Genomic DNA, 22,814 nt, shown 5'->3' with positions numbered 1-22,814 from the left:
GTAGTGTGGGTATTACCCATGTGAGAGTAGGGTGCCGCCAGACTTTTAAATATACGAGCCCAGCAGCAATGCTGGGCTTTTTTGCTTTCTAGGATTAATAAAATACTATTGTAGATAGTCAAATAATTTCTATACAACGCCTATCACAAAAATATAATGTTATATTTCTTTTACATATCATACCTAATCTTAAATACTTTTTATCGGCATCATTATTTTCGTTATATGAATGGTATACAGTTCTTTTCTATTAAAAAACAAAATATTTTTTTACTAATACAATATTGGTATTTGATGAAAATACATATGACATATTCGTTAGTGATGATAAGGAATTTCTATGGATTTATTGCAAATACACTAACAATATAGAAGCGGTAAACGGTATAAATATATATACTTTTGGGGACATGTAGAAAAGCAACCTTCTATCATAACAAAGAGTTGTTTTAGCCAATGGTATCCAAATCGTTTTGAGATTGATAATATTTACTATCCAACATCAGAACATTATATGATGGCTGAGAAAGCAAGATTATTCGGTGATGAGCAAATATTATCAAAAATACTTACTGCTAATTCTCCTGGATTAGCAAAGGCATTAGGGCGTCAAGTAAAAGGATTCATACCGAAGATTTGGGATGAACACTGCTTTAATATTGTCATAAATGGTAATTATGCTAAGTTTTCACAGAATTCAAAGTTGACTGATTTTATATTATCAACCAAACAAAGAATATTAGTAGAAGCAAGTCCGGTTGATAAAATATGGGGGATAGGATTGTCTCAGGATGATCCTAATATTGAAAATCCGCTAATGTGGCGTGGAAAAAATTTGCTTGGATTTGCTTTAATGAATGTTCGCCAACAATTACAAGAAAAATAATGAATTATTTATACGAATCTTATTGGATAAGAAGCAATATTCAACTATTAAATATTGCTTCCTGATTTATTAACCTAATAATAAGGCATCGTCAGTTACTTTTTCACCACGAGTTTTTTCAAACATATCTAATAAATCTGTGACTGTTAGCTTATCTCGTTGTTCTCCTGACACATCAAGTACTACTTGTCCTTGATGTAGCATCACTGTTCTTGTGCCATATTCTAATGCTTGTTTCATTGAATGAGTCACCATCATAGTGGTTAATTGGTTTTTCTGAACAATTTCATTAGTCAGATCCAAAACAAATTGTGCAGTTTTGGGGTCGAGAGCCGCTGTATGTTCATCAAGTAATAATATCTTGGATGGTTGCAATGTTGACATGAGTAGGCTAACGGCTTGTCTTTGTCCGCCAGAAAGCAAGCCCATCATATCTGATAGTCTATTTTCTAAACCTAAATTTAGCGTTGCTAGTTTTTCTTTAAATAGAACACGCAGTCTACGATTTAAAGCTGGTCGTAAAGTAAAATTATTGCCACGGTTGTAAGCGATAGCTAAATTTTCTTCTATGGTCAGGTTTTCACAAGTTCCGACCATTGGATCTTGAAATACTCGTGCCACCATTCCAGCTCTTTTCCAAGCGGGCCATCGTGTAACATCTTTATTATTAATGGTAATATGACCAGAATCAGCAATCAGATCACCACTAATGACATTAAGTAATGAACTTTTTCCTGCGCCATTACTACCAATAATAGTAACAAATTCCCCTTTTTTGATATTGAGATTCAAACCACGTAATACATGATTTTCAATTGGCGTTCCTTGATTAAACGTCAATTGTAATTGTCCTACTTTAATCATGCTTACTTACCTCTTTTTTTAGAATATTTTTTTAGTTGTTTTGGTAATACTAATGCCAAAACAACCAATATTGCTGTAATAAGATTTAGGTCTTCAGTACCTACACCAATTTCTTGTAAGAATTCATTACTGAGTGCGAAAGCGATAAATAATCGATATAAGATTGCACCAAAAATAACGGCAATCATAACTGCCCAGATGCGTTTTGTTGGGAATATACTTTCACCAATAATAATTGAAGCAAGACCGATAACAATGGTACCAACCCCAATAGTGATATCCGCTCCGCCTTGTGTTTGCACAAATAATGAACCACCTAGAGCGATTAATCCGTTTGATATTGCCATCCCTAAAATAGTGATCGCACCCGTTGGAATACCTTGAGATTTTGCCATTCGTTGATTAGTACCTGTTGCTCTTAGTGCTAATCCAACTTGAGTATTTAGAAATAGATTGAGTAGTAGCCAAAAAACTACAACAAACGCTAAAATCATCATAGGTTGTACTAGATATTGATTGCTATAATCTTCAGCCATAAATGGTGAAAAAATAGTTTTTGCATCTAGTAATGATAGATTAGGGGATCCTGCCATTCTTGGGGTTTCGCCCATAATATATGGCCCTATTCCTAAAATTCTTAAATTAATAGAATACAGACCTATCATTACAATAATACTGGATAGTAATTGCAATATATTAAGTTTAACATAGAGTAGTCCAGTCATTGCACCAGCAATACAACCAGCAAACATACCTAAAAATGTTGCTATCCATGGATCAATACCAACGTACATACATAATCCACATACTGCACCACCAAGTGGAAAACTTGCATCAGCTGTTAGATCGGGGAAATCAAGTAATCTAAATGAGATAAACACACCCAAACTAACTAATGCGTAAATAAGTCCTATTCCAATTGAGCCTAATAAAAATTCAAATGACATGAAAAAATCCACTAAAAAAGTAACCGCCAAATTTGGCGGTTTAGTTATTAAAACGGTTTAAATTATTTTTCGACAACTTTTGCCGCTGATTTTAATACTTCTTCCGATAGCGTTACACCTTGACGTTCAGCCGCTTTCTTATTAATTGTTAATTGTGTGATATTACCAACTTGTGGTGCAATATCACCTGGTTTTTCACCATTAAGAATTCGAATAACAATTTTACCAGCTTGGCGGCCAAGATCATAATAACTCATTCCTAAAGCGGCAATCGCTCCTCGTTCAGCTGAATCAGGATCTGAAGCTACTAGTGGAATTTTGTTTTCATTGGCAACTTTAGCTAAAGCTTCATAGGCCGAAACGACGTTATTATCGGTTGTTGTATAGATCAGATCAACTTTTCCTTTTAAACTTCTTGCTGCAGTTGAAATGTCAGAGGTTCGTTGTGCTGGTGCAGCGATGATTTTCATGCCACGTTTTTCAAGTGCAACTTGTAATTCTTTAAGTACAATTGTTGAATTAACTTCACTAGGACTGTAAACATAACCGATATTTTTTGCATCTGGTTTGATTTTTAACATCATATCGATTTGTGATTCTAATGATAAAGCATCGGAAACCCCGGTTACATTTGTTTTAGATGCATCCCAACTTGGTGTCAATTTAGCTGCAACCGGATCTGTTACTGCAGTAAAAACGATAGGGATTAATTTAGTTGTAGCAACTAACGCTTGGGTACTTGGTGTTGCAATCCCTACGATAGCATCTGGTTTATTGGCAACAAATTGTTTAGCGATTTGGGCTGCATTAGCGCTACTACCTTGGGCACTAGCAAATTGTAATTTTAGGTTTTCACCAGCAATATAGCCATTATCTTTTAACTCATCTTCAACACCTTTACGGACATTATCTAAGGCAGGATGTTCAACAATAGCGGTGATAGCAACAAATTTTTGTTCGGTTTTATTATCAGCAGATGAAAAAAATGTTACTGCGGATAAACTGAGTAACATAAAAAGTTTGATTATTGAATTTCGCATTTGCTACTCCTGTAATATTTATTTTACATTCAATTTAAATATTTGCTTACTATAAAGCAAAATCGGACAATTTTCTATAGTTAAAAGAAAGTATATGTGTAAATTATTTGTTACAGTTTGTGTTGTTTTTGTCGAAATAAATGGGTTATTTAGCAATAAACGATAGTAATAATTTTTGAGGAGAGGGGTTTTTTAAAACCTTGCTCATTTCAATGAGCAAGGGATTTGATGATTATTTAAGATAAGGATTTATTTTTGACCGATAACTTTATAGGCTGATTCGATAACATCTGCTGATAAATCAATTCTTTGCTTCTTAGCAGCATCAATATTGACCACCAAACGTAATGCTTGACCTATTTCTGGCGTAATATTTCCTGGTGCTTCACCATTTAAAACTCTTACCACAAGTTTGCCTGATTGGCGGCCAACATCGTAATAACTCATACCATAAGCGGCAACTGCACCACGTTCAATTGCATCGGGGAATGATGCTAACAGAGGTATTTTATTTTCGTTGGCAAATTTAACTAATGATTCATAAGCAGAAACAACATTGTTATCTGTTGTCGTATAAATAAGATCAACTTTTCCTTTAAGTGTATTGGCAGCAGTTGAGATATCTGCGGTACGTTGAGCCGGTACCGCTATTAATGATATATTTTGTTGACTAAGTTGCTGTTGTAGATTTTTTAGCACTACAGTTGAGTTAATTTCACTAGGACTATAAATATAACCCACAGCTTTTACATTAGGCACAATTTTCTTCATAAACTCGATTTGAGGGCCTATTTCTTGATAATCTGAAACACCAGTAACATTGTTATGTGTTGGTTCCCAGTTTTTGATTAATTTAGCTGCAATTGGATCGGTAATTCCAGCAAAGACGACTGGAATTTGTTTGGTCGCGGCAACCGTTGCTTGGGCACTTGGTGTAGCGATAGCGACGATAACATCAGGTTTAGCTGCGACAAATTGGCGTGCAATTTGTGCGGCTGTAGCACTACTACCTTGGGCACTTCGATATTGTACCTGCAAGTTTTCATTCAATTTAAAACCACTTGCGATTAACTCATCTTTTACCCCATCACGGATTTGATCTAATGAAGGATGTTCAACAATTGCTGTTATCGCAACATTTTTTATGGTATCAGCTAAACAGGAAAATGATGTAATTACTAACATCACTATCAATAATAAATAACGTTTCATTATCAAGAACTCATAAACTAGTACAGTGATATTATTCTAGTCCTAATAATTTAAAATGTTAAGTAATATTTTTATAATTAATTATTATAAAAAGATAAAATGTTCCTGATTGAAAAATTCTATTTTTGTGCAAAAACAAATGGGTTTATCCCACTTTTTGCGAATCCTTCTTCTTCTGTTTTTATATCTAAGATTAATGATGCTACATCATCGGCAATAACTTCTATGTGAGGATCTTTATCTTGATCTAAAATTTTCAAATAGCTATGACAGGCCTCACAACATTCAGTTTTTATTGCTGCCATTTCGTTATCTAATGAGAAATATTGGATATCTTGCATATTATCGCAACAAGTACATTTTACCCGTGGTACATACCATTCGCTTTCACACAAACTACAATGAAGATATCTTAAACCATTATTACCGCCAAGTTGAATCACACTAGCAACCGGTAGGCTATTACAAACAGGGCATAGCCAACTTTGATCGGTATTTTCAGCGACTGCTTTTCCTTTAATTTGATTAGCCTGTTGACTGTAATAAACTGATAATGCAGACCAAATAAATATAGATTCGTTGCCTTCGACCAGATCAAATTTACCCTGTAATAAACTAATCGCTTTTTCTTGAAGTTGTTCAGGATTATTTTGTTTTAATCGTTGAATTACGGCTTCAATTTGTTCACTGGTATCGGAAAAAGAATTTAATAGTTCAGATAAATAATCTTGCCAAATATCATTTAATGGTAAATTCTCTAAATTTAATGGCGCTAAGCCATTATTGAGTAAATTTGGTGCTTCAATAGCGTTTTGTTGATTAATTAATTTGGCTTGTTGCTCTGCTATTTTTGCACAAAATAGTAAATAATCGCTTAATGGGTTATTTTCGGCTAAAGTTTTTAAACGTGCCGCACGGTGAATATAAAGTGTTTTCGTTGATGGATAAAATAGCAATGGGATCTGCCTAATTACTGAGCTTATATTTTGTTGTTCAAGTTGTTCTTGTGAAATGATTTTTATACTCATTATTGATTACCACTTTGAGGTTTTATCCAGAATTGATTTAGCCATTTAGTAGATCTGCTGATTAATATCAGCAGATCTACTATTAGACTTTATAAAGCAGGTTTTTGCTCAGTTTGCGGTGATTGCTCAACCTTGGTTTCACTCTCGGCATTAAGTTCTTGCTGATAAACTTTTTTCATTTCTTCTTCGTACCAGGATGAATGATTTTTAAACGCCCAAGCTCGAGAAACATAGCCAGTTATCATACCTTTTATGGAACCTTTTACCCAAAGTGCCATATAAGCATGGCCAATGGCTAATAAAATAAGACATATAGCGGCAAAAGAATGTAAAAATATGGCAATACGAACTATTTGAATTGGGAAGTAATCGGAAACATAGCGACGCCACATAATTAAACCTGTGACAAATAATACAAAGATCAGACTCATAATGCACCAGAATAGAAATTTCTGACCAACATTATACTTACCGATCGGAATACCTTCTTCTTTACCCATAATGACGTGTTTAAAGTTTTTAATCCATAACAGGTCATTTTTATTTGGAATATTATGATGTGCTAGTTTTATAAACATAAACATTAATAAAACGAATACTACACAACCAATGATTGGATGCAACGCTCTAACTAGTTGTGGTGTACCAAGAAATAATCCAAATAGCTTAATGGATGGAAAAAACAGCGACAAACCAGATAGTGCCGTTAGAATAAACAAACAGACCATACACCAATGACAGAAACGTACAATAAGTGGTGTTCTTAATATCATTCCTTTTTTATTCATGATGAGCCTCCGATTGCGACGAATTAGGCGTATTTTTCCGGCCAAAAATAGGCAATCCTAAACGTTTTCTTGCTTGTTTATCTGCTTCTTTTTCGTGTTCTATATCTGCTTCATCGACTTCAATCGCACCGACACCCATATAGTGGAACAGCAATCCACCAAAAGTAGCGACAAAAGCAGCTGCTGATAGTGGCTTCCAAGCACCTTTCCAGAATTTAACAATTTCACTAACTTGCGGGTCTTTTGGTAAGCCATGATAAAGTTCAGGTTGATCGGCATGATGTAAAACATACATAACATGTGTGCCACCCACACCTTCTGGATTATAGAGACCAGCGTGTTCAAATCCACGTTTTTTCAAATCAGTAATTCGATGCTCGGCATGACGAATCATATCTTGTTTGGTGCCAAAATGAATCGCTCCCGTTGGGCAGGTTTTTACACAAGCAGGTTCTTGGCCAACTGCGACACGATCAACACATAATGTGCATTTATATGAATGATTATCTTCTTTGCTGACTCGCGGAATATTAAATGGACAACCAGCCACACAATAACCGCACCCTATGCAGTGTTCCGATTGAAAATCAACAATACCATTTGCATATTGGATGATTGCTCCTTCTGATGGACACGCTTTTAAACAACCGGGATCGGCGCAGTGCATACAACCGTCTTTACGGATAAGCCATTCAAATTTGCCATTGATCTCCACTTCTGAATAGCGCATAACGGTCCACGCTTTTGGTTGTAAGTCGGCTGGATTATCATAAACGCCGACAGTATTGCCTACTTCTGCTCGTAGGTCATTCCATTCGCTACAAGCGACTTGGCAAGCTTTACAACCGATACAGGTAGTTACATCAATTAACTTGGCAACTTCCTGCTGATAATCTCGTACACGAGGTGCAGGGGTTAAAGCGTTAGTTGCTGAGCGGCGAATAATATCTTGAGTTTGTAATGACATAATTTATCTCCCTCCTTATGCCGCTGTGGTAACTTTTTCGATGTTAACTAAAAACGACTTATATTCAGGTGTTTGTGAATTAGCATCACCTAAATGTGGTGTTAATTCATTAACCAAAAAGCCTTTTTTCGTTTGCCCCGTGAATCCCCATACAATTGGAATTCCTATGGTTTCGATCTCTTTACCATCAACAGTCAAAGTTGGTAAACGTTTTGTCACAACTGCTTTGGCTTTGATATAACCTCGATAAGAGGTAACTTTTACTGTATCGCCTAATTTTATGCCTTTCTTATTGGCAAGATTTTCACTCAGTTCAATAAATTGTTCCGGTTGTGTGATGGATGCTAATCTTGCATGTTGCGTCCAGAAATGGAAGTGTTCAGTAATACTGTATGTGGTGCCAACATAAGGAAACTCATCTGCTTTACCTAAGCGAGCTAAATCCTCTTTAAATGCTCGAGCAACTGGGCTATTAACTTGTTTAGGATGCATAGGATTATTGGAAATTGGTGTTTCAAATGGCTCATAATGTTCAGGGAATGGACCATCAACCAAACGATTTAAGCAGAATAATCCACCTAAACCGTCATTATTCATGATAAATGCACCGGCACCAGAACTTGGTGATAATGTACCGGTAAAGTCAGCGACATCATTACCATCCCAATTTGTACCATTCCATTTGATTAACACTCGATTTGGATCCCATGGTTTACCATTTTCGTCGGCCGAGGCTCGGTTATACAACACACGTCGATTCATTGGCCATGCCCATGCCCAGCCAGCATGGATACCTTTACCGGATGGATCACTAGGATCGCGGCGAGCCATTAGATTACCTTGCTCAGTCCAAGAGCCACAGAATATCCAGATCCCTGATGAGGTAGAGCCGTCAGCTTTTAATTGTGAAAAACCGCTTAATAGTTGTCCTTTTTTCAGGATGACATTGCCACTGTTATCCGTTAAGTCAGCTAATGCTCGACCATTACACTCTTTAGCGAGTTCTTCAGCCGATGGGCCTTCTGGATCTAGATAATCCCAGCTTAAATTGTTAATTGGTTCGTGGTAAGCACCACCTTCTTCTTTATAAAGCTCTTTAATTCTTAGATAAATGCGGGCAATAATCTCTGGATCATAAAGTGATTCGTAAGGAGGTCTTGCTGCTGCCCAGTGCCATTGTAATAAACGTGATGAGTTAACAATTGTGCCGTTTTCTTCAGCAAAGCAGTTAGCAGGAAGTCTAAATACCTCTGTTTGAATTTTGCTTGGATCAACATCGTTGGATTCGCCATGATTTTTCCAAAACTCAGCGGTTTCGGTTGGCATTGGATCAATGCTAACTAAAAACTTAAGCTTAGATAATCCATCACGGATACTATTTTTATCAGGCAGTGCTGCTAATGGGTTGAAACCTTGGCAAATAAAACCATTAGCTTGACCATCACGCATCATTTTGCTGAATCTTAAAACATCATAGGTTTTATCCCATTTTGGTAACCAATCAAATCCCCAATTGTTATCTTGAGTGGCATTCTCGCCGTACATTGCTTTCATAAAGCTAACAAAGAATTTCGGGTAATTCCCCCAAAAATTGACCTCATTTGGACCGAGTGGTTTAGGGGTTTTTTCTGTCAGATATTGCTCTAGTGAAGTTTGCGATTCTTTGGGTAAGTCAAGATAAGCAGGTAATCGATTAGATAGTAATCCTACATCAGTTAAACCTTGAATGTTTGAGTGTCCACGTAAAGCATTGATACCACCGCCCATAACACCAATGTTGCCAAGAATAAGTTGGATCATCGCTGCAGTGCGAATGATTTGAGTTCCATAGGTGTGCTGAGTCCACCCTAAGGCATATAAGAAAGTTGCTGCACGATCGTTGGTTTTGGTACTAGCAAGAGATCGACAAACATGTAAAAAACCGTCTATTGGACTACCGGTAACTTTATTTACCATTTCTGGCGTATAGCGACTCACATGTTGTTTTAATAAATTCCATACACAACGTGGATGACTTAGGGTTTTATCTCTTAATGCATAACCATTTTCATCTTTTTGATATGCCCAACTGGTTTGATCGTATTGGCGGTTAGCGGCATCATAACCACTGAACAAACCACTATTAGCATCAAAGTTAAAATCATCACGGACAATTAAACTGGCATTAGAGTGGGTAACCAGATATTCAAAGTTTACTTCGTTATGTGAGATAAGGTAGTTAATAATGCCAAGTAAAAAAGCAATGTCAGAACCGGCACGAATTGGTACATAATGATCAGCGACGGAGGCAGTTCGATGAAAACGTGGATCAATTGCAATCAGTTCCGCGCCGTTAGTAATTTTAGCTTCAATAGCCCATTTAAATCCAACAGGGTGGGCTTCCGCTGCATTACCACCCATAACGATAACCACATTAGCATTTTTGATATCATTCCAATTATTGGTCATCGCGCCTCGACCGAATGTCGCAGCTAAGCTAGAAACAGAAGGACCATGACAAACCCTAGCTTGGGTTTCGAGGCTTAACATTCCTAATGAACGAGCAACTTTAAACGCTAACCAACCTGTTTCATTACTCGCTGCTGAGGTAACCAACCAGCCGGTTGTTGTCCAGCGATTAACTGTTGTACCTTGTGCATTTTTTTCTTGAAAATTTTTATCTCGGTCAGCTTTCATTAGTCGGGCAATACGATCAATTGCTTCATCCCAACTAATCCGTTGCCATTTGTCAGAACCAGGAGCACGATATTCAGGATATTTAACTCTTTGTTCGCTTTTAATATAATCAAGTACTCCTGCACCTTTTGGACAAAGAGAGCCTCGGCTAACTGGATGATCAGGGTCACCTTCGATATGAAAAATAGATGATTCGGCATTTTTTGCTCCATCGCCTCGGCTATAGAGGAGCATTCCACATCCTACTGAACAGTAAGTACAATTATTTCGCGTCTCTTTTGATTTTAATAATTTATATTGGCGAGTTTGTGCAAGAGCTATGCTCGGGGCAAGTCCCAGCGTAGCTACTGTGGTTCCAGCCATGCCACCAGCACAGATCTTAAAGAACTGTCTACGGTTAAATAGCATATGAACTCCTTAAAAAGCAGACATTACATTATTTAGATTATTATGTAGGAATTTATAAACATCCTTATTAATTGTAATGATAATATTTAATTGAATGGAAATAAAGGGATAAATATTTAAAAGTTTGACATATGTCAAAAATATCAATTGCTATTTGCTTGTTTTAATATTTTATTAAGATTAAATACATTTTTAGTAAAACTAATTAAGCAAGGAAATGTTTAAATTAAAGGTTGGAAGCGTAGTATATTCGGCTTACTGATAGCAATCAAGTAAGCCTTAGTTTATTATTTTAGATTAATTTCGTCAATTGTCTGCATTACTCGGTTGGTGATTAATGGTTTAAGTATTTTATTCATAGTGTCAATTTTTGCTAAATTGGCATCGTCTTTATCATCTAAATAACCTTGTTCACGAAGTGAAGCAACTAAGGTTGAAAAAACACCTTTATCAAAAAACTCTGGTGCATTAATACCATGAAGTATCGATAAACGTTCGGCTATTAATCGGCCTTCTTTTTCTAAACTTGCTCGGCTGATGGTTGGATCTTTTTGCAATAATGAAAATGCAATGACATAGCGTTGTAATGTATCTTTTGAGGATGATGCCAATAGCTGTAAACCTGACATTTTTAAGTAGTTCAAGGTTAATTTGTCTGGCGTGTAACTGATTAGATTCAATTCGGCATAAGTTGCAATAATGTTATTTACGTATTCTGTTAGTTGTTCATCATCGTGATATAAAAATAGTTCTGATTTTATTAACGGGAACAGCAGTTTGACTTGCATAAGTACTTCATCAATCGAAATGCGGTTATTTTTAAGTAAAATTCGCGCGACAATTGCTGGAATGATCAATAAATGCTGAATGTTATTACGATAATAGGTCATCAATACTGCTTGCTCGGCTGTTAGACCTACCATTTCACCAACTTCATCAGTGGTAATAACAAATTTGCCCATTTCTTTAGCATGTTCAAACATCTGTTCAGCAGTTTGATCAGGAATGGTAATTAATTCGGAATAAGGAATGTTTTTTAATAATTTTAAGAGATAATCAATATTTTCTAATAATTTTACTTTGGTTAATGTACATTGGTCAGCAGCTAACAATATTGAACAACATAAATTCATGGCATTAATTGCAGCAGATGAATTTATGTGTTCCATTATTTGTGTAGCCAGCAGATTAGTTGTGGGTGTTAACCAGCTAGGGCGTTGTGTTCCTGTTGGATCAATCGAATCTCGCCAATCGGGAATTTGTTGATTTAAAAATTGATTTAAAGGGATAGGATCACCAAAGTTAACATAACCAAATCCTAATTTTTTCAATTTTAAAAATGCTTTAATTGTACGCCACAAGCTCTCTTTTTCTTTTTTTGCGCCACGAAGTTCATTGGCATAAGTGGCAACTTCTAAAACATGTTCATAACCTATATAAACAGGAACGATTGTTATCGGTCGATGATCACCACGCAATAAAGTCTGGACTGTCATCATTAACATTCCTGTTTTAGGATCAAGTAACCTACCTGTACGTGATCGACCGCCCTCGATGAAATACTCTACCGAATAACCTCGGATAAATAGTTCAGCTAAATACTCCCGAAATACAGCGGTATAAAGTTTATTACCTTTAAATGAGCGGCGAATAAAAAATGCCCCTAAGCGCCTAAAAATAGGTCCTGCTGGCCAGAAGTTTAAATTAATACCTGCGGCAATATGTGGTGGCACCAGTCCTTGTCGATAAAGTACATAGGATAGTAATAAGTAATCCATATGACTGCGATGACATGGCGCATAGACAATTTCATGGCCATTTTCAGCTAATTCTCGAACAGGATCTGCATTGGTGACTTTCAAACCTTGATAAAGTCTATTCCATGCCCAAGTCAGAACAAAATCAGTCATTCTAAGCATGCGATAAGAAAAATTAGCCGCAATTTCGTTTAATAATGATAAGGCATTCTTTCTGGCTTTATCCTGATCTATTTTTTTGCTTTTAGCTTCTTCTTGTATAGCTTCGGCAAGGGCAGGATTAGTTAGTAATTTGTTAAGCATCTCCTGACGAACAGGTAACTTCGGACCAACAGAGGCAGCCCTTTGTTTGGCAAAGTGTATGCGTGCGACACGTGCAAGTTTGTGGGCTAAAACAGAGATATCTTGGTTATCGTCAACCTTAATATTTTTAAATGATACCGTTCGAGAGAATCGAGTGTAACAGTCACGACCAGAAATTAAGATTTTATAAAGTTTATACGTTGCGCCTAAAACTTGTAGTGAAGGCATTTTTTTACCTTCTTTATCTGGTTTTCGCCCAAACATAACGGAAACCGGCAACATTTGCACATCAAGTTCATCATTTTGTTGATGCGCTGAGATATATTCTCTTAAAATTTCAATTGATTTATTTTTTTGTTTTTTAGAAGCAAAAATACCCGGTCCTTTATCAATATAAACATAAGCAGGAATTGTATTGCCATTAATATCAATGCCTAATAAAGGATCTGGTAAATCATATTTAAGACAAAGAGATCTCACTACCATTAAGTCAATTTGTGAATTATAAGGTAGTACATACAAAATTGGTCGATGGATATCGAGATCCAATTCAGTAATGGGATCGGTAGGGATCGGTTTACTTTTAACAAAAAGCTTAACAGGGATCTGAATTAGTGAAAAATAAACTTTTGTCCACCAAGAAAACATAAAAATAAACCTCATATTTTGTAGCTAATTATATATTTAAATCATTGTTAGCTATTAGTTTATCGACTAACTTGTCGATGCATAAATTGCAAATTTATATTGTTATTTTACTTTTTAACAATAAACATTAATCCAAGTATATATGTGTTATTATCTAACTGTTAGTTAATTTGCATAATCTTTCAGCTAGATTATTTTAATTTATAGATGCTTATGCCTACCCATTATAAAGACATATTAAAAGCAACACTATATAGTTTATTGAAATTAAGTTGTCAAAATGGTTGAATTAATGAGCGAAAACTAGCCATCACAATCCAGTTTAAATCGTGATGGCATCAGTTTATTATCAAGCTTTGCTTTGATACATTACATCTAAAATGTAACGTAATTGTTTAACATCAAGTTGACCTGGAGCTGAGGCGTTTTTGGCGGCACCAAATGTCATGGCTGAACCAAAGGTTGTCCCTGCAATGCGGCTGATTGCACCAAGACCGGCCATTGACATGGTAATAATTGGTTGTGTAGCAAATTTTTCATTCATTTCGCTGGTTGCGGCAAGTAATGTTAATACATCATTAGTATTTTGTGGCATCACGGCAATTTTAGGAATATCTGCACCTAAGTCTTGCATTTTTCTTAATCGATAGACAATATCACCTTGTGATGGTGTTTTTTCAAAGTCATGGTTTGAGGCTACCACGAATACGTTATTTTTATGCGCAATATCGATAATTTCTTTTACATTGTCATCGCCAATAAAGACTTCAACATCAATTAAATCAACTAAGCCACTGCTTGCCATTGCTTTATTTAGTTGCATATAAGCATCTAATGGCCACGGTTTTACGCCACCTTCATTTGCGGTACGGAAAGTAAATAAAATTGGTTTATTGGGCAATAAGGTCGCTATTTTTTGTGCTATGGATTTGACTGCATCAATATTATCAACTTGCGTAAAGTGGTCAACTCGCCATTCTAAAACGTCAAAATCAATAGATTGTAAAAACTTTACTTCATCAATGAGTTCTTCTTCGGTTTTTCCAATAATTGGCACAATTATTTTCGGAGTACCTTTACCTATCTCAAGCTGTTTAACTGTTACTATATTCATTTTATTTCCTGTTCACCACAAAATTAATCATTAAATCCCATTTGTTCTTTGACATAATCAATTGGTGCATCTTCGCCTGTCCAAATTTTTATTTGTGCCGCTCCTTGCCATAGCATCATACCGATGCCATTAAGTGTTTTACATCCTTGTTGTTCGGCCATTTCTAATAGCTTAGTTTTGCGTGGGCTATAAATACAATCTGTAACAACGAGATCTGATCGCAAGATTGTTGGATCGGTAATTAAACTTTGCCCTTCTAATGGTTTCATTCCTACACCAGTGGCATTACAAAGTACATCACTATCAGCAATTTGTTTTCTTAACTCATTCTCATCAGCTAGATCGGTAATATGTACTTTACATTTTGTCTGTTCATTTAATTTCTTTATTACTGATTCTATCTTTGTATAGCACTCATCTTTCTGATTAAAAATGGCAATTTCTTTTACACCATCAAGTGCTGCTTGTACGGCAATTGCGGTTGCCGCACCTCCGGCACCGAGAATGGTTATTTTTTTCTCTAGCATATTAATGCCAGCTTCTGCTAGCATACGCATATAGCCAATGCCGTCAGTGTTATAACCAGTCAATACGCCATTATCATTTGAAATAGTATTACAGGCACCACTCATTTCTACCGCAGGTGTTAATTTATCAAGGTATTGGCAAACAAGTTGTTTATTGGGCATTGAAATAGCACTACCTCGTAACCCTAGTGCTCGTAAACCTTTTATTGCATCGGGTAGCTTTAGTTGATCGACTTCAAATGCTAAATAAATAAATGGAATATTTAATTTAGAGTAAATGGTATTTTGCATTTGCGGTGATAAACTATGACGAATCGGATAAGCCATTAAACCAATCAATAGAAAATGACCATCAATATTACTTCTCATTTGAAATTCTCCGTAACTAATCTAAATTTTGTCCAAAACTGATCATATACCATGATGTTTGTGTCTAGTAATTTTGTTTAGCCGAAAAGCTGGCAATTTAGACCTTAGCTTATTTAATTCAATAAGATAATTATTTAATTGTTATTTCAGTTTTGCTATTGCTTTTATAATGACACGAGATCAAGTGTGCTACAACCTAAAGATATAACAATATTATTTGTTTTATTGATTCACATTTTAACATGGTCAGTTAATTGGCGATTAAAAAAGGCTTTATGCGAGTAAGCGTATACTAACAATTGCACTTTAAATAGCTATCGCCTAGAATAACCACCTTTATCTCGCTACGAAGAATCTATTTATGAATACTATTCTTGAGCTGTTTTCCTCAGTAAATGCAGTTGTTGTTGCTGTTATTTTAATGTTAGTGCTTTCGCTTTGCCGAGTTCATGTGGTAATTAGCTTAATTATTGGTGCATTTGCAGGTGGTTTATGCAGTCATCTAACCCTAAAAGAAACCATAGACGCTTTTAATACAGGAATTAGTAATGGGGCTAATATTGCCTTATCTTATGCTATGTTAGGTGCGTTTGCGGTGGCTATTTCTAAATCAGGTTTACCAGAATTATTAGCTGATAAAGCCATTAAACAATTAACTACTAATGATGCGAAAACACGAATTAAATGGTTGTTAATTATTATTATCGGCTTAGTTAGTATTTCCTCACAGAATATTATTCCAATTCATATCGCCTTTATTCCGCTATTAATTCCACCACTTTTATATGTGATGTCGAGATTACAATTAGATAGAAGAATGATTGCGTGTATTATGACATTTGGTTTGATTACGCCATATATGTTTTTACCGGTCGGATTCGGTAATATCTTTCTAAATCAAATTTTGTTAAAAAATATTATTTCGTCTGGAATGGATGTTAGTCATGTTAATGTCATGCATGCTATGGCTATTCCAGCTTTCGGTATGTTTGTTGGTTTACTATGGGCTATTTTTGTCAGTTATCGTAAACCGAGACAGTATGAACTTATCCGTGAAGAGAGCCATGCCGAACAGTTTAGTAATGTAAGTGTTCGTTCACTTATTATTTCATTATTAGCGATTATTCTTTCTTTTACCGTGCAACTTTGTACTGGATCGATGATATTAGGCGCGTTAATTGGTTTTATTTGCTTTATTGTTTCAGGTTCAATCAAATGGGGCGAAGCGGACGGAATCTTCACCGATGGTATCAAAATGATGGCAATGATTGGTTTTGTGATGATATCTGCGCAAGGATTTGCCGAAGTATTAAAACAGACGCATGAAATAGAACCTTTAGTCATTAATAGTGCAGCGTTATTTGCTGGTAACAAAGTCGTGGCCTCTTTCATGATGATGTTAGTTGGTTTGGTCATTACGCTGGGAATTGGCTCGTCATTTTCTACTGTTCCTATTATTGCGGCAATTTATGTTCCGTTATGCGTTCAATTAGGATTTTCACCAATTGCAACAGTTTGTTTAATTGGTGCATCAGGAGCTATCGGTGATGCCGGTTCACCACCTTCAGATACTATTTTAGCCACATCTGCTGGTTTAAATAGTGATGGACAGCATGACCATATTAGAGACAGTGTTATTCCAACCTTTACCCATTTCAATATTCCGTTATTTATTGCTGGATGGGTGGGATCATTGATTCTTTAAACAATCAAAAGAATTAAGGCTATTATTAGTTATGAATAAAAAGTCATACCGAAATATTCGTGCGCTTTGTGCAAAAGCTATTTTTGCGGTACTTGAAGAAGGACAATCACTTAGTACGGCTTTAGCCTCTTTGAATCATCAAGTTGCTGATAAAGACAAAGCACTAGTGCAAGAGATCTGTTTTGGTGTAATGCGAGTGCTACCAGAACTGGATTTCTATATTCATAACTTAATGAGCAAGGTCTTAACTGGGAAAAATAGAATTTTACATTACTTATTGTTAACTGGATTGTACCAAATTCTTTATACCCGAATTCCTGAACATGCCGCTGTAGGTGAAACAGTAGGTGCGGTTAATGATTTAAAAAAACCGCAATTAAAAGGCGTGATTAATGGCGTTTTACGTGAATTTTTACGCCAACAGGCATCATTAAAACAAAAATTTCAGCAAGATAGTAAACAACAAATTAGTCAGACCTTACATCCTAGTTGGTTATTAAATCGTTTAAAATCAGCTTATCCAGAGCAGTGGCAAGCAATTGTTAATGCGAATAATCAGAAACCACCTATGTGGTTACGAGTTAATCTTAACCATTATTCGGTTAGTGAATACCAACAATTACTTGAAAAACAACAGATTGCTTCCGAGTCTTTTGCTGATATCCCTTGTGCTATTCGCTTAACTACGGCGGTAAATGTGACTAAGTTACCGTTTTTTGCTGAAGGAGCGGTAACCGTACAAGATTTATCAGCACAATATGCGGCTTATCTATTAGCACCTAAAAATGGCGAGCAAATTTTAGATATGTGTGCCGCTCCTGGCGGTAAAACCACCCATATTTTAGAACTTGCGCCAACAGCTAATGTATTAGCTGTAGATGTTGATGCCAACCGAGTTAAACGAATTGATGAAAATTTAACACGCCTAAAACAACATGCACAAGTCAAAGTTGGTGATGGTTTAACCCCTAAGAAATGGTGTGATGGGCGTCAGTTTGATCGCATCTTGCTTGATGCACCTTGTTCGGCTACCGGGGTTATTCGTCGTCATCCTGATATAAAATGGTTACGACGTGATAGCGATATCGCTCAGCTCACCGAACTACAATATGCTATTTTGACACGTATCTGGCCTTATTTAAAAACAGGTGGCACTTTAGTTTATGCCACTTGCTCCGTATTACCAGAAGAAAATAAATTACAGATTTGCCGTTTTTTAAAAGAAAATCCTAATGCCAAACAGCAGGGGGAGCTAAGACAGTTTTTACCGACTGAATTGGCTGGTGACGGTTTTTTCTATGCTGTATTAAGGAAAGAATAGTTATTAGTTATGTTTATGGGGTGAAGGCGTTTAGTTGTCATTTTTGTCTTTTTAATTGTTAGTTGATTTGCAATGATTAATGATGAATTAAATTCTTACTCAAAAAATTTTGAGGAACGGGGTTTTTTAAGCGATAAAATTTAATCAATAACATCTTATCATCGTTACTTGGACAATCTTTGGCAGATATGGTAAATTCCGAATCTGTTTTGCACTTTTAAGACTCTCGAAATATGGCTTACACATTAACCTATAGTGATCTCCCCGAAAATATACAATATTGGCAAGGTTTACCTTTATCTTTAAATGGTTGTGAAGTAGTTCCATTAGATTACAATGCCGGAAAAACTGGTTGGATTATTTATGGTAAAAAGTTAAATAAAACCTTGCTGTCAAAATTTCAAAGACAGTTGGCAATGCCGATGGTTGTGGTTTCTTCATGGAAAATTAAAACCTATCAAATTGTACGTATTGCAGGGGTAATGCCGAAAAAAGCCAAATCGATTTCGTTAAGCTTAGGGATTGATGTTGCACCAATAGATAATTTACCAACCTTACATTCTCCTGGCCTATTGGTTATGGATATGGATTCAACAGCTATTGGTATTGAATGTATTGATGAGTTGGCAAAGCTACAAGGTGTGGGTGAACAAGTTGCTGCAGTTACTGAACTTGCTATGCGAGGTGAACTTGATTTTGCCTCCAGCTTACGCAAACGCGTGGCGACGTTAACTGGTGCTCCACAAGATATTTTAGAGCAAGTAAAAAAAACACTACCGCTAACGCCGGGATTGACTTGTTTAGTTAAAGAGCTACATAAAAAAAATTGGCACGTTGCTATTGTTTCTGGAGGATTTACCTATTTTGCTGACCATTTAAAACAGAAGTTGAAACTGGTTGCTGCTCATGCTAATGAGTTAGAAATTAAAAAAGGCCAGTTAACTGGTAAAGTGATAGGGCAAATTGTTGATGCTAAATATAAAGCTCGAATGTTACAACAATTGGCTGCTTCTTTAGATATTCCGATTGAACAAACTGTTGCGATTGGCGATGGTGCCAATGATTTAATGATGATTCGAATTGCTGGACTTGGGGTTGCTTATCACGGCAAGCCGAAAGTGGTTGAAAAAGCAAAAATTAGTATCAATTATGCTGATTTAACTGGTTTATGGTGCATTCTATCTACCAGTTTATTAAGTGAAGGTTAGGAGAAAAATTTGGCCAAAACAGTAAAGCGCGCTTATGTATGTAATGATTGTGGCGCCGACTATCCTCGTTGGCAAGGTCAATGTAGTGCTTGCCATGCTTGGAATACTATTACTGAAGTGAGGTTAGCCAGTTCCTCATCACGCAATGATCGATTAACCGGTTATGCAGGTGGCGCCGGGCAAACTAGAATCCAAAAACTGTCTGAAATTAGTCTTGAGGCCTTACCAAGATTTTCAACCGGTTTTTCTGAATTTGACCGAGTACTAGGCGGTGGTGTGGTGCCGGGTAGTGCTATCTTAATTGGTGGTAATCCCGGTGCCGGTAAAAGTACTTTGCTATTGCAAACCATGAGTAAACTTTCGGCACAAATGAATACGCTTTACGTTACTGGTGAGGAATCACTACAACAAGTGGCAATGCGTGCCCACCGTTTGGGTTTACCAACTGATAATATTAATATGTTGTCTGAGACAAGTATTGAGCAGATCTGTTTACTGGCCGAACAGTCTCAACCCAAATTAATGGTTATCGACTCAATTCAAGTGATGCATCTTGCTGATATTCAATCTTCACCGGGTAGTGTGGCACAAGTTCGTGAAACAGCAGCTTATTTAACCCGGTTTGCCAAAACCAAAGGAATTGCCATTATCATGGTTGGCCATGTGACTAAAGATGGATCACTGGCTGGGCCTAAAGTCCTTGAACACTGTATTGACTGCTCGATTTTACTCGATGGCGATGCTGATTCTCGATTCCGTACTTTGCGTAGCCATAAAAATCGGTTTGGTGCCGTAAATGAACTTGGTGTGTTTGCCATGACCGAACAAGGCTTGAAAGAGGTTAGTAATCCATCAGCAATCTTTTTAAGTCGTGGTGAAGAGATGCTATCTGGTAGTTCAGTAATGGTGCTGTGGGAAGGCACTCGGCCATTATTAGTTGAGATCCAAGCATTAGTTGATCACTCTGTTTATGGCAATCCAAGGCGAGTAACTGTCGGGCTTGATCAGAACCGATTGGCACTGTTATTGGCTGTTTTACATCGTCATGGTGGTTTACAAATGGCCGATCAGGATATTTTTGTTAATGTTGTCGGTGGGGTAAAAGTAACCGAAACCAGTGCCGATTTAGCATTAATTGCCGCATTGGTATCGAGTTTTCGCAATCGGCCTTTGCCACAAGATGTGGTAATTTTTGGTGAAATAGGACTAGGTGGTGAAATTCGACCAGTACCAAGTGGCCAAGAGCGTATTTCTGAAGCGGCTAAACATGGCTTTAAAAAAGCGATAGTACCTATTGCCAATATGCCGAAAAAGAAACCAGAAAATATGCAGATCTTTGCGGTTAAGAAAGTATCTGAAGCACTAGATATTTTAAGTGATTTGTAGGGTTTTTCTTGCTGAAAATATTCCGCCGATTTAATTCTGCAATTTAGTCTTAGAATTTAACTATCGGCGGAAAAGAAGTTATTTAATTTTAGCGTTAATAACAAATTTCATAACAAGGTTGGTAAGCACTACCTCCAGGTAGCTTCATACGGTCTTGTTTAACATAGCTAAGCAGTAAATTATCTAATTGTTTCATAATCTCTGGATCACCTTGTAACTTATAGCGGCCATGTTCGGCAATTTGCTTCATACCGAATTCTTTAACATTACCGGCTACGATACCTGAGAAAGCTCGACGTAAGTCAGCTGCTAACATTTCAACAGGTTGATTTTTATGTAGATTAAGTGATGCCATATTTTCATGGGTTGGTTCAAATGGATGCTGTAATGATTCATCGATTTTAAGTAACCAGTTAAATCCGTAAGCATCGCCAGTTGCTAAACGTGATGATTTAACCTGTTTGACGCCATGTTTCATGATGCGAGCGACTTGTTCCGGCGAATCAATGATAATTTCATACAGCTTAGTCGCTTCTTCACCTAAGGTGTTACGGATAAATTGGTCAATCGCCGCAAAATAATCTTCACACTCTTTGGGACCAGTCAAAATAATTGGTAAAGTCTGATTTTTATTGGCAGGATTGAGCATAATCCCCAATATATAAAGTAATTCTTCCGCGGTACCTGGGCCACCTGGAAAGATAACAATACCATGAGCCATACGCACAAACGCTTCAAGTCGTTTTTCAATGTCAGGCATAATGATCAGCTCATTAACTAATGCGTTTGGTGGTTCGGCGGCAATAATGGATGGTTCGGTCATACCAATAAAACGACTATCTTTGATACGTTGTTGTGCATGACCAACAGCAGCGCCTTTCATCGGGGCTTCCATAATTCCCGGACCACAGCCTGTGCAGATATTGAGTTCGCGCAGTCCTAGTTGCATACCAACTTGACGAGCATAATAATATTCACTTTCGTTAATGGAATGCCCACCCCAACAGACAATTAAATTAGGTTCTTCACCCACATGTAAGGCATTGGCATTACGTAAAATTGAGAAAACAAGATTGGTGATGTAATAGGAGTGTTCTTTTTCCAATTTATCATTAGGCACCAAATGTTTAATTGCACTAATTTGGCTATTTAAAAACAGGATATCACGCAACACCGCAAATAGATTGGCTTGAATGGAGCGAATAATTTTTTTGTCGACAAATGCTGTTTCAGGAGCATCAATAAGCTCTAATTTGACCCCTCGTTCTTTGCTGATAACGTTAATTTCGAAAGATTTAAATCTATCCAATAATTCTTGAGTATTATCAGTTTTGCTACCTGCATTTAGTGTGGCTAGTGAACAATTTCTAAATAATTGGTATAGTTCGCTATTTGCTGATTTTTTCAGAATATCGACTTCTGCTTGTGCAAGTAAATCCATTGATCCTAATGGACTAATATGGGTAATCATCACAACCTCCATTTGACGGTTTTATCGACAAAAAATCATTATATATTCAAACAGAATAAAAAATAAGTAAAGCTGATAATAACCTAATTTATCAATTAAATTAATTTAACATGAAAATATGTAACTATTTTTTCAAATTGAATTTTTCAATATTACATTAACCAATGATTTAAATATCATTATAGTAAA

The 22,814-nt window shown here is 36.4% G+C and carries 17 protein-coding genes; 5 read left to right on the top strand and 12 right to left on the bottom strand.

The window, feature by feature from the left end:
• Positions 1-394 precede the first annotated feature (394 nt).
• Positions 395-886 carry an NADAR family protein gene (locus tag H3U96_RS08220; protein WP_370545640.1) on the top strand — a complete coding sequence of 164 codons (492 nt, stop codon included), beginning with the start codon at positions 395-397 and terminating at the stop codon, positions 884-886.
• 69 nt (positions 887-955) lie between these two features.
• Here the strand turns inward: H3U96_RS08220 and H3U96_RS08215 are convergent, their stop codons facing one another.
• The 11 genes from H3U96_RS08215 to H3U96_RS08165 form a co-directional block, all read right to left on the bottom strand.
• Positions 956-1,750, bottom strand: coding sequence for an ABC transporter ATP-binding protein (locus H3U96_RS08215; RefSeq protein ID WP_065578412.1), 795 nt, complete (start codon positions 1,748-1,750; stop codon positions 956-958).
• A 2-nt stretch (positions 1,751-1,752) separates the two neighbouring features.
• A complete protein-coding gene (locus H3U96_RS08210) occupies positions 1,753-2,697 on the bottom strand; it encodes an ABC transporter permease (protein WP_065578411.1) in 945 nt (314 codons plus the stop codon).
• Between the two features lie 62 nt (positions 2,698-2,759).
• Positions 2,760-3,737: an ABC transporter substrate-binding protein gene (locus H3U96_RS08205; RefSeq protein ID WP_065578410.1), complete on the bottom strand. Its 978-nt coding sequence runs from the start codon at positions 3,735-3,737 to the stop codon at positions 2,760-2,762.
• A gap of 249 nt (positions 3,738-3,986) precedes the next feature.
• Positions 3,987-4,949, bottom strand: coding sequence for an ABC transporter substrate-binding protein (locus H3U96_RS08200; RefSeq protein ID WP_198196258.1), 963 nt, complete (start codon positions 4,947-4,949; stop codon positions 3,987-3,989).
• Between the two features lie 119 nt (positions 4,950-5,068).
• Entirely contained in the window at positions 5,069-5,977 is a 909-nt protein-coding gene (gene fdhE / locus H3U96_RS08195; protein WP_086356844.1) for a formate dehydrogenase accessory protein FdhE, read from the bottom strand.
• A gap of 89 nt (positions 5,978-6,066) precedes the next feature.
• A complete protein-coding gene (locus H3U96_RS08190) occupies positions 6,067-6,765 on the bottom strand; it encodes a formate dehydrogenase subunit gamma (RefSeq protein ID WP_065614648.1) in 699 nt (232 codons plus the stop codon).
• Positions 6,758-7,732: a formate dehydrogenase subunit beta gene (fdxH, locus tag H3U96_RS08185; RefSeq protein ID WP_198196256.1), complete on the bottom strand. Its 975-nt coding sequence runs from the start codon at positions 7,730-7,732 to the stop codon at positions 6,758-6,760. The genes H3U96_RS08190 and fdxH overlap by 8 nt, the downstream gene beginning before the upstream one ends.
• 15 nt (positions 7,733-7,747) lie before the next feature.
• Positions 7,748-10,816, bottom strand: a complete 3,069-nt coding sequence (fdnG, locus tag H3U96_RS08180) for a formate dehydrogenase-N subunit alpha (RefSeq protein ID WP_198192919.1) — start codon at positions 10,814-10,816, stop codon at positions 7,748-7,750.
• Positions 10,817-11,103: 287 nt separating this feature from the next.
• A complete protein-coding gene (gene plsB / locus H3U96_RS08175; protein ID WP_198196254.1) occupies positions 11,104-13,524 on the bottom strand; it encodes a glycerol-3-phosphate 1-O-acyltransferase PlsB in 2,421 nt (806 codons plus the stop codon).
• Between the two features lie 349 nt (positions 13,525-13,873).
• The gene (gene aroD / locus H3U96_RS08170) at positions 13,874-14,638 is read right to left on the bottom strand and encodes a type I 3-dehydroquinate dehydratase (RefSeq protein WP_086360357.1); all 765 of its coding nucleotides are present in this window, start codon (positions 14,636-14,638) and stop codon (positions 13,874-13,876) included.
• Between the two features lie 23 nt (positions 14,639-14,661).
• Positions 14,662-15,534: a shikimate dehydrogenase gene (locus tag H3U96_RS08165; protein ID WP_086360356.1), complete on the bottom strand. Its 873-nt coding sequence runs from the start codon at positions 15,532-15,534 to the stop codon at positions 14,662-14,664.
• A gap of 361 nt (positions 15,535-15,895) precedes the next feature.
• Between H3U96_RS08165 and H3U96_RS08160 the strand changes: the two genes are divergently transcribed.
• From H3U96_RS08160 to radA, 4 genes are all read left to right on the top strand, one after another.
• Positions 15,896-17,239 (top strand): Na+/H+ antiporter family protein, encoded by a 1,344-nt coding sequence (locus tag H3U96_RS08160; protein WP_065614644.1) that lies wholly within the window; start codon positions 15,896-15,898, stop codon positions 17,237-17,239.
• Positions 17,240-17,270: 31 nt separating this feature from the next.
• Positions 17,271-18,560: a 16S rRNA (cytosine(967)-C(5))-methyltransferase RsmB gene (gene rsmB, locus H3U96_RS08155; protein ID WP_198196246.1), complete on the top strand. Its 1,290-nt coding sequence runs from the start codon at positions 17,271-17,273 to the stop codon at positions 18,558-18,560.
• 233 nt (positions 18,561-18,793) lie between these two features.
• A complete protein-coding gene (gene serB, locus H3U96_RS08150; RefSeq protein ID WP_086360351.1) occupies positions 18,794-19,768 on the top strand; it encodes a phosphoserine phosphatase in 975 nt (324 codons plus the stop codon).
• Between the two features lie 9 nt (positions 19,769-19,777).
• Positions 19,778-21,154, top strand: coding sequence for a DNA repair protein RadA (gene radA / locus H3U96_RS08145; protein ID WP_086356835.1), 1,377 nt, complete (start codon positions 19,778-19,780; stop codon positions 21,152-21,154).
• A gap of 94 nt (positions 21,155-21,248) precedes the next feature.
• Here the strand turns inward: radA and ppnN are convergent, their stop codons facing one another.
• Positions 21,249-22,625, bottom strand: coding sequence for a nucleotide 5'-monophosphate nucleosidase PpnN (ppnN, locus tag H3U96_RS08140; RefSeq protein ID WP_065614640.1), 1,377 nt, complete (start codon positions 22,623-22,625; stop codon positions 21,249-21,251).
• Positions 22,626-22,814: the final 189 nt, after the last annotated feature.

The sequence above is a fragment of the Gilliamella sp. M0364 genome (genome assembly GCF_016100565.1).
Taxonomy (GTDB): Bacteria; Pseudomonadota; Gammaproteobacteria; order Enterobacterales; family Orbaceae; genus Gilliamella; species Gilliamella apis.
Note: the sequence above shows the minus strand (reverse complement) of the source record. Positions and strands in the feature narration are given on the sequence as shown.

Bases quoted from the DNA above. Each gene is read 5' to 3' on its own strand.
- H3U96_RS08200 (WP_198196258.1), bottom strand. From the start codon at position 4,949: ATGAAACGTTATTTATTATTGATAGTGATGTTAGTAATTACATCATTT.
- H3U96_RS08165 (WP_086360356.1), bottom strand. From the start codon at position 15,534: ATGAGAAGTAATATTGATGGTCATTTTCTATTGATTGGTTTAATGGCT.
- H3U96_RS08210 (WP_065578411.1), bottom strand. From the start codon at position 2,697: ATGTCATTTGAATTTTTATTAGGCTCAATTGGAATAGGACTTATTTAC.
- H3U96_RS08160 (WP_065614644.1), top strand. From the start codon at position 15,896: ATGAATACTATTCTTGAGCTGTTTTCCTCAGTAAATGCAGTTGTTGTT.
- aroD (WP_086360357.1), bottom strand. From the start codon at position 14,638: ATGAATATAGTAACAGTTAAACAGCTTGAGATAGGTAAAGGTACTCCG.
- serB (WP_086360351.1), top strand. From the start codon at position 18,794: ATGGCTTACACATTAACCTATAGTGATCTCCCCGAAAATATACAATAT.
- rsmB (WP_198196246.1), top strand. From the start codon at position 17,271: ATGAATAAAAAGTCATACCGAAATATTCGTGCGCTTTGTGCAAAAGCT.
- H3U96_RS08190 (WP_065614648.1), bottom strand. From the start codon at position 6,765: ATGAATAAAAAAGGAATGATATTAAGAACACCACTTATTGTACGTTTC.
- ppnN (WP_065614640.1), bottom strand. From the start codon at position 22,625: ATGATTACCCATATTAGTCCATTAGGATCAATGGATTTACTTGCACAA.
- H3U96_RS08215 (WP_065578412.1), bottom strand. From the start codon at position 1,750: ATGATTAAAGTAGGACAATTACAATTGACGTTTAATCAAGGAACGCCA.
- plsB (WP_198196254.1), bottom strand. From the start codon at position 13,524: ATGTTTTCTTGGTGGACAAAAGTTTATTTTTCACTAATTCAGATCCCT.
- fdnG (WP_198192919.1), bottom strand. From the start codon at position 10,816: ATGCTATTTAACCGTAGACAGTTCTTTAAGATCTGTGCTGGTGGCATG.
- H3U96_RS08205 (WP_065578410.1), bottom strand. From the start codon at position 3,737: ATGCGAAATTCAATAATCAAACTTTTTATGTTACTCAGTTTATCCGCA.
- fdhE (WP_086356844.1), bottom strand. From the start codon at position 5,977: ATGAGTATAAAAATCATTTCACAAGAACAACTTGAACAACAAAATATA.
- fdxH (WP_198196256.1), bottom strand. From the start codon at position 7,732: ATGTCATTACAAACTCAAGATATTATTCGCCGCTCAGCAACTAACGCT.